We start from the raw sequence: 11305 nt of genomic DNA on the forward strand, positions 1-11305 counted from the left end.
CCACCCACCCCACCCACACCGGGAGAATCCACGTGTCCGAATGGCTGGTCCTGGCCATTGCCATGGCGCTCGTCTGCGCCGTCGTCCTCGCCATCACCACGATCCGGCACCGCCGGGCCGCGGACGACGAGGACACCAGCGAAACCCCCGACGTCATCGAGTACATGACGATGATGGTGGGCGTGGTCTACGCCATCGTGCTGGGCCTGGCCATCGCGGGCGTCTGGGAGGCGCGCGGCGCCGCGGAGGACAGCGTGCGCCGCGAGGCCCAGGCGCTGTACGAGGTCACCCAGCGCGCCGACGTCTACCCGGCCGCGGTCCGCGACCGGATCCGCGGCGAGGTGGACGCGTACGTCTCCCACACCGTCGCCGTGGACTGGCCGCTGCTGACCTCCGGGGAGAGCGCGTCGGCCGAGGGTGCCCATCTGCTGGGCAAGCTGCGCAGCGACGTCACCCACCAGAGCCCGGCCACCGAGCTCCAGGCGCAGGCCTACCAGCCGCTGCTGGACCACATCGCGGCCGCCGACGACGCCCGCCACTCACGGACGCAGAGCTCCGAGTCCACGCTGCCGAGCGTGGTGTGGTTCGGGCTGCTGGTCGGCGGGGTGGTCACGGTCGGGCTGATCTTCACCCTGCAGATCCGCCGCTCCGGGCGGGAGTTGCTGCTCGCCGGACTGTTCAGCGCGCTGATCGTGTTCCTGCTGTTCATGGTGTGGAGCTTCGACGCGCCCTACGGGCGGGACGGGATCGACTCCGCGGGGCCGTTCCAGGACCTGTTCCCGAAGACGGCGGTGGCCGCGGCCCGTTGAGCCCGCAGGGGCGCCCGCTACACCGCGACCTGCTGACGGACCCCCTGCACGACCGGTGAATGCCGCAGGGCGTGGGAGATCCGCAGCAGGTCGCGCGGTACGTCGGCGGTGTCGAGCAGGGTCTCCTCGTCCTCGCCGATGATCTTTCCCTCGGGGTCCGCGGAGCGGGCCCGCACGGCGGCCGCGACCATGGCGGCGTCGGCGACCGCGCGGGCGGTCTCCTCGTCTGACCCTCCGGCGACGGCGCTCTCGTAGGCGCCGTCGCGCAGGCCCTTGTCGAAGTACGGGCCCAGGTGCAGGAAGCCGTCGTGGATGTCCGACTCCCGCTGGATCACCCGCAGCTCCGCCGCGGACCACCAGGCCATCTGCACGGACGGCGTGCCGCTGGGCGCGGAGATCTGCACCTCCTGCCACAGCGGGCCGAGCCGGCGGTACGTCGCCCAGGTCTGCCAGTGGTCCGACAGCCGCTGGCAGACGAGCGGGACCACGAAGCCCATCGCGCTGATCAGCGCGCCCAGGGCGGCGAGCGGCGGGGCGACGTAGGTGCTCAGGTCGTCGAGGTCGTGGCCCAGCCAGCGGGCGACCACCGAGGAGATCTTGGTGGCGTCGTAGGTGAGGTTGAAGATGTAGCCGGAGACGATGATCATCAGGCCGACCCGTAGCCAGCCCCGCACCTGAAGGGACCAGCGCCAGCACAGGACCACCATCACCACCGCGGCCACGTGGTGGGCCAGCAGGTAGAGGGCGATCATCATCCCGATGTACGGGGTGTTCGCGTAGAAGGTGTCGAAGTCGCGCAGCCGCTCCACGGGGGTGTCACCGAGGGCGAACAGCACGATCAGGGCCACGATCACGAGGCTGTAGCCCGTGATCCAGCGGCGGGAGACGCGTCGGGTCTGCTCGGGCGGGCCGCCCCGCCAGTTGACCATCAGGACCAGGCAGGAGGCGCTGAAGGCGGTGATCAGGCAGTACACCAGGGGGGCCGAGACGTTGACGATCCCGGTCCAGCGGTTGACCGCCGCGATGGTGGGCGGCGCCGCGAAGAAGAACACCGCTCCCGCAAGAGTCAGCAGGGCCACGACCGAACGCAGGAGCGGGTCGCGCCAGTTGTGCCGCAGGGCCGGCAGCTTGAAGGCGAGTGAGATCGCCATCGCGGCCGCCGGTATGTAGTAGTCCTCGCCGTTCAACGGTCGTTCCTGTGCCCCCGGTAGCCCAGCGATGCCTCGATCCGGCCCGCCAGTTGGTCGCGCTGGACCGGAGCCCGGTGGCCGGCCGATCCGGCCAGCCAGTTCCGGCATCGACTGCCCAGCAGTAAGCCGAAGGTTTCGGCCTCGGTCTCCTCCCGTACGTCGGCGCGCGTGCGCGCCGCGACACGGCGGACGGTCTCGCCGATGTCCGCCTCGTCGGTCAGCAGCCGCGCGGCGACGGCGGCGCCGTCGACGTGGTGGCTGCAGTGGCCGGCCTTCATGTGCCACAGCTCGTGGCCCAGGATCACCAGTTGGTGGTCGGGAGCGGTGCGTTCCTCGATGACCACGAGATCGCGGTCGGCCATGTCGAGCCAGAGGCCGCTGGCCGTCCGCGGGGGGAACGAGGCCATCCGGAAGTCCACCCGTCGGCCGCGGTGTCTGCTCATGCCCTCGCAGAGGGCAGCGTAGAGGTCCACGGGTTCCACGGGTGCGGTCAGCCGGATGCCGGCCACCAGCTCCCCGCACAACCGCCGCTGCTCTCTGCCTATGCTCACCGTTCTCCCCGTCGGCGCGGATCCGGATCAGGACTCAAGGATCAGACCCAGACTTTCGACTGGGTCAGGATTCGTTCGGTTTTACGCTTTCGAGGAGCATGTCCAGCCATTCGGTCACCTTGTCCCGGTGCTTGTCGCTGGGCAGTTGGGCGGCGCGCCAGGCGATGCCCCGCACACCGTGGTTCTGGAGGAGTCTTGCCAGCGGATCGCCCGCCGATGCGGCCGCGGCCGGTACGGTTTCCCGCGCGCGCCCCGCGAAGTCCTGCAGCAGCTGTTGCTCGGTCCGCTGGAGCGCGTCGGTGAGGGCGTCGGAGTCGTGTGCCGTGAGGAACCCGGCGTGCACCCCGAAGAAGCGCTGGATCGCGTCGCAGTGCTCCATGGTGGGGCGGCGGTCGCCGTTGATCAAGGCCCCGGCCTGCTGCCGCGACATGCCGGCGCCGTCCGCGATCTCCTGCTGCGTGTAGCGGCGGCCGTTGGGTTTGACGCGGGTTCGCCTCAGCAGGTCGAGCCGCTGGAGGAACCGGGTCTGCAGATCGGGTTCGCCGGCCGGCCTGCCGTCGAGGAGGGTCTTGACCACGTCCGTGGGCACACCGGAGGCCTCCGAGAGCCGCCGCAGGTCGAAGACGTGGTTCAGGTCGCGGCCCATCTTGCCCGCGAGTTCGGCGACGCGCGTGATGGTGGCTGCCAGGGGTGCGTTGGCCACCGCGACGGGAGCCGGGAAGCCGTCTGTCACCAGTGGTTCTCCTAGATCGCGCGAAGTCGGTACGGCACATGGTCGGCTTCTGGAATCTAGCCGCTCTCGCCCGGAAGGGCTAGAACGTGCCACAGCTGTGGCGGGAATGAGCTGTCAAGAGGCTGGAATTGCCACAATAGTTGACACTCGAATGAAGTCGGTAGCAGGATCGCCACACGGAAATGAAGATCCAGACCGGAGGAGGGGGAGCTCTCGGTGCCACATCTCGCAGCGGTGGGCCCGTCCGATGGCCTCGCCCGAGCCGGTGAGGAGCGCCTGGCGGGCGAGGAGTCCGCACGGGGCGCCGTGCGGTCGGAGCGACGCAAGGAGATTTTGCGCCAGCGCCGCGAGGAGCTGGGCCTGAGCCAGGAGGACCTCGCCGCCCGGCTGCGCATCAGCGTGCGTGCGTACGGAAACTGGGAACGCGGGCTCGTCAAGGAGTGGACGGACCGCAAACTGCTCGCCCTGGCCGAGGCCTTGGAGATGAGCGAGCGGCAGTGCTTCTGGCTGTTCCGCGTCATGGTCGACCGGGACCCGCCGCCCACGTGGCGGGCCGCCGAGGAGAACAGACTGCCCGAGGATCCCGCGCAGCGCGACTACTTGTGCGACTACGCGGCCCTCATGGAGTCCACTCCCTACCCGAGCTTCCTGGTGGACCACCGCTGGGACGTCGCGCTGACCAACTCGGCCTTCGACCAGCTCTTCCAGTCCGTACGGCCGCACCCGACGGCCCTGCCGGACGACAACTTCCTGCGCTTCGTACTGTTCCATCCGGACGCGGCGGCCGTGCTGGAGGACCACGAACCGGCCTGGTGCGTACCGCTGCTGGCCCAGTTCGCGGCAGCGCTGGCCGCGGCCCCGGAGGACGAGGGGCTGCGCAGCATCCGCCAGGAGGTGGCCCGTGACCCGTTCATGGAGGCCGCCTACCGGTACGGGGTGCCGCACTGGCTGAGCATGCGCGGGGCCGAGGCTGCCGAGACGGACGGGGCGGTGCGGACCGTCCGCCACCCCGACCCGCAGCGGGGGCTGGTGCGCTGCCGGACGGTGGCCGAGACCAGCCGGATGCTGGACGAGATGGGGCTGATGCGGATCACCCTGATCCTGTCGGCGCCGCAGGGCGCGCCGGCAGGTCCCGTGCGGGGCGGCGCCGGGGTCGTGCACCAGCAGGGTGCCCGGCTGCGCGCCGTGCCGTCGCTGGGGGAGTGACCGGCCGGGGCAGACTGGAGCCGGCGGGCGCGCGGCTCGGGTTCCGTGTCACCGATCGTGTCGACGATCGTGGCACCGGAGCCCCCGGAGCCGCCGCCGGCGCGATCGTGGTGCGTGGAGCGGCCGCGGGAGCCGCCACTGTCACCGGCACCTGCCGTGGCGGGTGCACCGGCACGGGCGAAGGGCGGTAGGGGCGTGCGGCTGACGATCCTCGGCGGGGGCGGTTTCCGGGTACCGCTCGTCTACGGAGCACTGCTCGGCGACCACGCCGAGGGCCGGGTGTCCCATGTGACGCTGTACGACGAGGACCCGGCGCGGCTCACCGCCATGGCCCTAGTCCTCGACGACCAGGCCGCGGCCGCCGGAGTGCCGGACGCACCGGTCGTCGCCGCCACCGGGGACCTCGACGAGGCCCTGCGCGGGGCGGACTTCATCTTTTCGGCCATCCGCGTCGGCGGCCTGGACGGGCGCGCGGCGGACGAGCGGATCGCCCTGGCCGAGGGAGTGCTGGGCCAGGAGACGGTGGGCGCGGGCGGCATCGCGTACAGCCTGCGGACCGTTCCGGTGGCCCGCGCGATCGCGCGCAGGATCGCCCGTACGGCCCCCGAGGCGTGGGTCATCAACTTCACCAACCCCGCCGGGCTGGTCACCGAAGCCATGGCCGAGGAGCTCGGCGAGCGGGTGATCGGCATCTGCGATTCCCCCGTGGGCCTCGGCCGGCGTATCGCCCGGCTGCTCGGGGCCCGGCCGGGGGAGGCCTGGATCGACTACGTCGGCCTCAACCACCTGGGCTGGGTGCGCGGGCTGCGCATCGGCGGCCGCGACGAACTGCCCCGGCTGCTGGCCGATACCAAGGCCCTGGAGTCCTTCGAGGAGGGCCGGCTCTTCGGAGCCGAGTGGCTGCGCTCCCTCGGCGCGATTCCCAACGAGTACCTGCACTACTACTACTTCAACCGTGACACCGTACGGGCCTATCAGGAGGCCGAGCAGACCCGCGGGGCCTTCCTGCGCGACCAGCAGCGCGGCTTCTACGCCGAGGCCGGTCGGGCCGGGCAGCCGGCCGGGGCGGCGCTGGCCGCCTGGGACCGGACCCGGGCCGAGCGCGAGGCCACGTACATGGCCGAGAACCGCGAGGCGGCCGGCGTCGGCGAGCGCGACGGGAGCGACCTGGAGTCCGGCGGCTACGAGAAGGTCGCGCTCGCGCTGATGCGGGCCATCGCCCGGGACGAGCGGGCCACCCTGATCCTGAACGTCCGCAACGGCTCGACCCTGTCGGTCCTGGACGCCGCGGCGGTCATCGAGGTGCCCTGCCTGGTCGACGCGAACGGCGCCCACCCGGTCGGCGTCGAACCGCTGCCGCTGCACGCGGTGGGGCTCGTGACGGCCGTCAAGGCGGTCGAGCGGGAGGTCCTGGCGGCCGCGGCGAGCGGGTCCCGGGCGGCCGCGGTCAAGGCCTTCGCGCTCCACCCGCTGGTGGACTCCGTGGCCGTGGCGCGGCGGCTGCTCGACGGGTACGCGGCGGAGCACCCGGGGCTGGCCTACCTGCGCTGACCCGCCCGCGCCGAACGCCGGCGGGTCCCCCGTACGGCGCAGCGCCGCATGCGGTGGGGCGGGGGCGCTGTGAGAGTGCGAGGGTGACCACTGCCCCCGCCGTAGCCGCCGCGCCACCCGTGCTCGACCGGCGGCAGCGCAACATCGTCTTCGGCACGATCATGCTGGGCGTGCTGCTCGCGGCACTCGACCAGACGATCGTCGGCACCGCCCTGCCCACGATCGTGGGGGACCTCGGCGGCGGGGACCACATGTCGTGGGTGGTGACCTCCTACCTGCTCGCGGAGACCGTGTCGACGGTGCTGGTGGGAAAGTTCGGCGACCTGTACGGCCGGAAACTGATCTTTCAGATCTCCGCGATCATCTTCATCAGCGGCTCCTTCCTGTGCGGCCTGTCCACCAACATGACGTTCCTGATCGTGTGGCGCGGCGTCCAGGGCATCGGAGCCGGCGGCCTGATGGTCACCGCCATGGCGCTGATCGCCGACGTGGTGCCCCTGCGCGAACGCGGCAAGTACCAGGGCATGATCGGCGCCGTCTTCGGCGTCGCCACCGTCATCGGACCGCTGCTCGGCGGATTCTTCACCGACCAGCTGAGCTGGCGGTGGTGCTTCTACGTCAACGTCCCGATCGCCATCCTCGTGGTCGTCGCGGCCGCCAAGACGATCCCGGTGGTACGGGCCTCGGGCAAACCGGTCATCGACTACCTCGGCATCGCCCTCGTGGCGATCGGTGCGAGCGCGCTGATCCTGGCCACCAGCTGGGGCGGGAACGAGTACGCCTGGACCTCACCGACGATCATCGGCCTGTTCGCGGGCGGCGCGGTCGCGCTGGCGCTGTTCTGCCTGGTCGAGACCCGGGCCGCGGAACCGATGCTGCCGATGAGGCTCTTCCGCAATCCGGTCTTCGCCGTGTGCTCCGTACTGAGCTTCGTCGTCGGGTTCGCGATGCTCGGCGCGATGACGTTCCTGCCGACCTACCTCCAGTACGTCGACGGGGACTCGGCCACGGTCTCGGGCGTCCGGACCCTGCCCATGGTCTTCGGACTGCTGATCGCCTCGGTCTTCAGCGGCAACGTCACCAGCAGGACCGGCCGGTACCGGATCTTCCCGATCGTCGGCAACGCCGTCATGGGCGTCGGCCTGTACCTGCTGTCGCGGATGCAACCGGGGACCAGCACCCTGCTGGAATCGCTGTACATGTTCGTGCTCGGCACGGGCATCGGCCTGTCCATGCAGGTGTTGACGATCGCCGTGCAGAACACCGTCGACTACGCCGACCTCGGCACCGCCACCTCCGGGGTCACCTTCTTCCGTACGCTCGGCAGCGCCTTCGGGACGGCGGTCTTCGGCACGATCTACGCGAACCACCTGGGGCCCGGACTGGAGGCGGCGGTCGCGGAGGCGGCGCGGGTCACCGGGCAGGACCCGGCGCGGCTGGCCGAGGCCGCCTCGACCCCGGACGGGGTGCACCGGCTCAGCCCGGAGGCGGCGGCTCCCATCATCGACGCGTACGCGGAGGCCCTGCACACGGTGTTCCTCTGGACCGTGCCGGTGGCCGTCTTCGGGTTCGTCGCCGGGCTCTTCCTCAAGCAGGTCAAGCTGCGCGACACCGCCCGGGCCGGCTCCACGGACATGGGCGACGGTTTCGGCTCTCCGGCCACGGCCAGCGGGGATTCGGCCAAGCTGCTGGAGCTGGCGGTCGGCAAACTCGTACGGAACATGGGGCGCGACACGGCACGAGGGATCGTCGAGGCCTCCGACACCCGGCTGGACATCGCGGGCGCGTGGACGGTGATGCAGGTGGAACTGATGACCAGGACGGTCGGCACCGCCAGCATCGGGCTGATCGCCGCGCGCCGGTCCCTGCCGCCGGAGGTGCTGCTCCCCGTCTTCGCCCGGATGACGGAGGAGGGGTACCTCAGCCGCGAGGACGGCTACTTCTCCCTCACCCCGGCCGGGGAGCGGGAGGCCGCCGTCATCTCGGCGGCGTGGGCCCAGTGGCTCGGCGACCAGCTGGAGAAGGACCGGGGGCGGCCGCGGAGCGCCGAACTGCGGGTGGCGGCGGACGCGATCGCGAGGCGGCTGCTGGCCGAAGACCTGGGCGAGGGGAACTTCGCGCCGCGGGTGGCGGTCCGGACGTAGCGGGGACGCGCCGGGGAGAGTACGTACCGGAATCGGAACCTCCGTCAGCCGCCCGGCATCCTCTCCATCGACGCGTGTGGAGCACGGGGACGGAGAGCGGACATGGGAATCACACTGGCCGAGGAGATCGTGCTGCTGTCCCTGGACGACGAGTCCGGGCAGGCGCGCGAGCGCCAGTCGGCGGGCTGGGCGGCGGCGGGCGGGATCCTGCTCGAACTGGTCATGGCGGAACGGGTGTCGGTGGCCGGCAAGTACCTGGAGCTGCGGGACACCACCCCCACCGGGGAAGAACTGCTCGACGGCCGGATCCTGCTGATGGAGGCCTGGCTGCGCGGCCGCGCCAAGCGCCGGGTGACGGACTGGCTGACCAGGGACCAGGCCAAGGCGGTCGGCGCCGCGCTGGAGCGCCTGGTCGGGCGCGGCCTGGTGACGGCGGAAGTGCACAAGGTGCTCGGGATGTTCCCGCAGCAGCGCTACCCCGAGACCGACGGCGCCGCCGAGCGGGCACTGCGGGAGCGGCTGCGCGCCGTCGTCATCGACGGCGCCGAGCCGGACGAGCGCACGGCCGGCCTCATCGCACTGATCCACTCGACCGGGCTGCACCGGCCGGCCTTCCCCGACCGGCGCCGCGACGCGGTGGCCGCACGGACGGCGGAGATAGCAGCCGGTCAGTGGGCGGCCGACAGCGTCCGGACGGCCATCCGCGACGTGCAGGCCGCGATGGTGGCGGTGACGGCCGTGACGGTGGCGACGACCTTCACCGTGTGAGGCCGGCTCCCCTACTCCTCCCCGGGCCCCTCGGGTCCTCCCGGCCCCCTCGGGCGGGGCGCGGTCGGTGCGGGGACCTCAGGCGGTGCCGGTCGGGTCCGCGCTCACGGTCGGATAGTCGTACGAGGGGACGTGCGGCAGGGTCGCGAGGTCCGGGCGCCAGGCGCGCAGCACGGCCGCCGACGGGGCGTACAGGGCCGGGGGGATCTCGGCCGGGGCGAACCACTGCCAGCGGGCGATCTTGTGGGGCTCGGTGACGGCGGGGACGCCTACCGCCGAGGTGGTGACGGCGGCCGCCGTCAGCCGGGTCACCCCGGACTTCGCGTCGATCTGGACGGAGAGGACGCGGATCTCCTCGGGGGCCGCCCGCAGGTCCGTCTCCTCGGCGAGCTCCCGGGCCGCGGCCTGTTCGAAACCCTCCCCGGGGTCGACCTTGCCGCCGGGCAGCTCCCAGCGGCCGTCGTGCGCCTGGCCGAGCAGCACCCGGCCGTCCGGAGCGATGACGACCAGCCCCACGCCGACGACGGCATTGGGTTGCGGCACGGCGCGCTCGGGACGTTCTCCGGCGGTGGTCATGGGCGTCCTTCCGGGGGAGTGGTGGGACGGGCGCGGACGTGGATCCGTTCGCCCTGGGGGCCGAAGAGGCTGAGGAACTCCGCTGCCTGGGGTCCCGCGTTGAAGAAGGCGTGCGGAGTGCGCGTGTCGAACTCGGCGGCCTCGCCGGGGCCGAGGACGAGGTCGTGCGCCCCGAGCAGCAGCCGGATGCGCCCGGACAGCACGTACAGCCACTCGTAGCCCTCGTGGACCTTGAGTTCGGGCTCGGGTGGCGGACCCTCGAGGGGCGGGAGGATCTGCTTGAAGGCGTGCACCCCGCTGAACTTGCGGGTCAGCGGCACGTAGGTGCTGCCGTGCCGGACGAAGGGGCGCGGGCGGACCCGGGGATCCCCGGTCTCCGGGGCGCCGACCAGTTCGTCGAGCGCCACCCGGTGCGCCCTGGCCAGCGGAAGCAGCAGCTCCAGCGTCGGCCTGCGCTGCCCGGACTCCAGCCGGGACAGGGTGGAGAGGGAGATCCCGGTGGTCTCGCTGAGCTGGGCCAGCGTGGTGCCGCGCTGCCGGCGCAGGGCGCGCAGCCGCGGGCCCACGGCGGTGAGCACGCCGGCCAGTTCCTCGTCCTGCTCCTCGGTGGCCATGGCTCCATTTGCCACTTCGGCAAGAACATTTGTCAAGCGGGCGCCTGCGAGCGGACCCTCGGAGACATGGACGACGCACGGGACTCAAGGAATTCGGGCGACTCGGTGGACGACGTGGACGACGTGTTCGACGTGGTGGTCGTGGGCGGTGGGGCGGCCGGGCTCGCCGGCGCCCTGACTTTGGTCCGGGCCCGCCGGTCGGTGCTGGTGATCGACTCCGGCAGTCCGCGCAACGCCCCGGCCGCGCACCTGCACGGATACCTCGGCCAGGACGGGGAGAGTCCGGCCGCGCTGCTGGCCAGGGGGCGGGCCGAGGTGGCCGGCTACGGCGGCGAGATCAGGCAGGGCACGGCCATCGCCGCGGACCGGCTGCCCGACGGGGGCTTCCTGGTCCGCTGCGGGGACGGCTCGACCGTCCGGGCGCGGCGGCTGGTGGTCGCCACCGGTCTGGTCGACGAGCTTCCCGCGGTGCCGGGCCTCCGGGCGCGCTGGGGCCGGGACGTGCTGCACTGCCCGTACTGCCACGGCTGGGAGGTCCGGGACCTGCCGGTCGCGGTGCTGGCCGACGGACCCCTCGCGGTGCACCAGGCGCAGCTCTGGCGGCACTGGAGCGAGCGGACCACCCTGCTGGCGCACGCCTGGCGGCTCACCGACGCGGACCGGGAACTGCTGGCCGCCCTCGGTGTGCGGGTCGTCGAGGCAGAGGTGACCGGACTCGCGGTCGAGGAGGACCGGCTGACCGGGGTGACCCTGGCCGACGGCGCCGTCGTCGCGTGCGGGGCGCTGGTCGTGGCCCCGCGGTTCACCGCGCGCTCGGGCGTCCTGACCTCCCTGGGCCTGCCGACCACCGCTGTGGAGCGGGACGGGCAGGTGATCGGCACCTGCGTCGAGTCCGACCCGGCGACCGGTGCCACCGCGCTGCGGGGGGTATGGGCTGCGGGCAGTGTGACCGCTCCGACGGAGCAGGTCGCGGGCGCGGCCGCGCAGGGGGTGCGGGCGGCCGTTTCCGTGAACGCCGACCTGATCGAGGCGGAGGGCCGCCGGGCCGTGGAGGCCCACCGTGCGGGTGCGGGTGCGGGTGCGGGTGCGGGTGCGGGTGCCGGTACGCGTACCGGGGCCGGCGTCGGAGGAGCGGTGGCGGGACGGGTCCGCGGCTGAGCGGG

General features: G+C 72.4%; 11 protein-coding genes. 6 read left to right on the forward strand and 5 right to left on the reverse strand.

From position 1 onward, the window contains the following. Window positions 1-32: 32 nt before the first annotated feature. A complete protein-coding gene (locus PV721_RS35755) occupies window positions 33-809 on the forward strand; it encodes a hypothetical protein (RefSeq protein WP_319731820.1) in 777 nt (258 codons plus the stop codon). A gap of 17 nt (window positions 810-826) precedes the next feature. Here the strand turns inward: PV721_RS35755 and PV721_RS35760 are convergent, their stop codons facing one another. From PV721_RS35760 to PV721_RS35770, 3 genes are all read right to left on the reverse strand, one after another. After that, window positions 827-1996, reverse strand: coding sequence for an MAB_1171c family putative transporter (locus tag PV721_RS35760; protein ID WP_319731808.1), 1170 nt, complete (start codon window positions 1994-1996; stop codon window positions 827-829). Continuing rightward, entirely contained in the window at window positions 1993-2550 is a 558-nt protein-coding gene (locus PV721_RS35765) for a toxin-antitoxin system, toxin component (protein ID WP_319731810.1), read from the reverse strand. Before PV721_RS35765 ends, PV721_RS35760 begins: the two co-directional genes overlap by 4 nt. A gap of 64 nt (window positions 2551-2614) precedes the next feature. Beyond that, a complete protein-coding gene (locus PV721_RS35770; RefSeq protein ID WP_319731811.1) occupies window positions 2615-3283 on the reverse strand; it encodes a helix-turn-helix transcriptional regulator in 669 nt (222 codons plus the stop codon). Window positions 3284-3499: 216 nt separating this feature from the next. On the opposite strand from PV721_RS35770, the gene PV721_RS35775 reads away from it, so the two are divergent. From PV721_RS35775 to PV721_RS35790, 4 genes are all read left to right on the forward strand, one after another. Beyond that, window positions 3500-4489: a helix-turn-helix domain-containing protein gene (locus PV721_RS35775; RefSeq protein ID WP_319731812.1), complete on the forward strand. Its 990-nt coding sequence runs from the start codon at window positions 3500-3502 to the stop codon at window positions 4487-4489. Window positions 4490-4684: 195 nt separating this feature from the next. Next, window positions 4685-6040 carry a 6-phospho-beta-glucosidase gene (locus PV721_RS35780; RefSeq protein WP_319731813.1) on the forward strand — a complete coding sequence of 452 codons (1356 nt, stop codon included), beginning with the start codon at window positions 4685-4687 and terminating at the stop codon, window positions 6038-6040. Window positions 6041-6201: 161 nt separating this feature from the next. Beyond that, window positions 6202-8184, forward strand: coding sequence for an MDR family MFS transporter (locus tag PV721_RS35785; RefSeq protein ID WP_319731822.1), 1983 nt, complete (start codon window positions 6202-6204; stop codon window positions 8182-8184). Between the two features lie 102 nt (window positions 8185-8286). Further along, on the forward strand, window positions 8287-8952 hold the full coding sequence (locus tag PV721_RS35790) for a GOLPH3/VPS74 family protein (protein ID WP_319731814.1): 666 nt from the start codon (window positions 8287-8289) through the stop codon (window positions 8950-8952). A 78-nt stretch (window positions 8953-9030) separates the two neighbouring features. On the opposite strand, the gene PV721_RS35795 is transcribed toward PV721_RS35790, so the two are convergent. After that, window positions 9031-9528 carry a nucleotide triphosphate diphosphatase NUDT15 gene (locus PV721_RS35795; protein ID WP_319731816.1) on the reverse strand — a complete coding sequence of 166 codons (498 nt, stop codon included), beginning with the start codon at window positions 9526-9528 and terminating at the stop codon, window positions 9031-9033. Continuing rightward, window positions 9525-10142 carry an XRE family transcriptional regulator gene (locus PV721_RS35800; RefSeq protein WP_319731817.1) on the reverse strand — a complete coding sequence of 206 codons (618 nt, stop codon included), beginning with the start codon at window positions 10140-10142 and terminating at the stop codon, window positions 9525-9527. Before PV721_RS35800 ends, PV721_RS35795 begins: the two co-directional genes overlap by 4 nt. Before the next feature lie 66 nt (window positions 10143-10208). On the opposite strand from PV721_RS35800, the gene PV721_RS35805 reads away from it, so the two are divergent. Continuing rightward, window positions 10209-11300 carry an NAD(P)/FAD-dependent oxidoreductase gene (locus PV721_RS35805; RefSeq protein ID WP_319731818.1) on the forward strand — a complete coding sequence of 364 codons (1092 nt, stop codon included), beginning with the start codon at window positions 10209-10211 and terminating at the stop codon, window positions 11298-11300. Window positions 11301-11305: the final 5 nt, after the last annotated feature.

This window comes from Streptomyces sp. MB09-01 (assembly GCF_033794505.1).
GTDB lineage: Bacteria > Actinomycetota > Actinomycetes > Streptomycetales > Streptomycetaceae > Streptomyces.

Excerpts from the sequence above, each read along its gene's own strand:
- PV721_RS35785 (WP_319731822.1), top strand. The coding sequence starts at position 6,202 with ATGCTGGGCGTGCTGCTCGCGGCACTCGACCAGACGATCGTCGGCACC.
- PV721_RS35790 (WP_319731814.1), top strand. The coding sequence starts at position 8,287 with ATGGGAATCACACTGGCCGAGGAGATCGTGCTGCTGTCCCTGGACGAC.
- PV721_RS35795 (WP_319731816.1), bottom strand. The coding sequence starts at position 9,528 with ATGACCACCGCCGGAGAACGTCCCGAGCGCGCCGTGCCGCAACCCAAT.
- PV721_RS35800 (WP_319731817.1), bottom strand. The coding sequence starts at position 10,142 with ATGGCCACCGAGGAGCAGGACGAGGAACTGGCCGGCGTGCTCACCGCC.
- PV721_RS35805 (WP_319731818.1), top strand. The coding sequence starts at position 10,209 with ATGGACGACGCACGGGACTCAAGGAATTCGGGCGACTCGGTGGACGAC.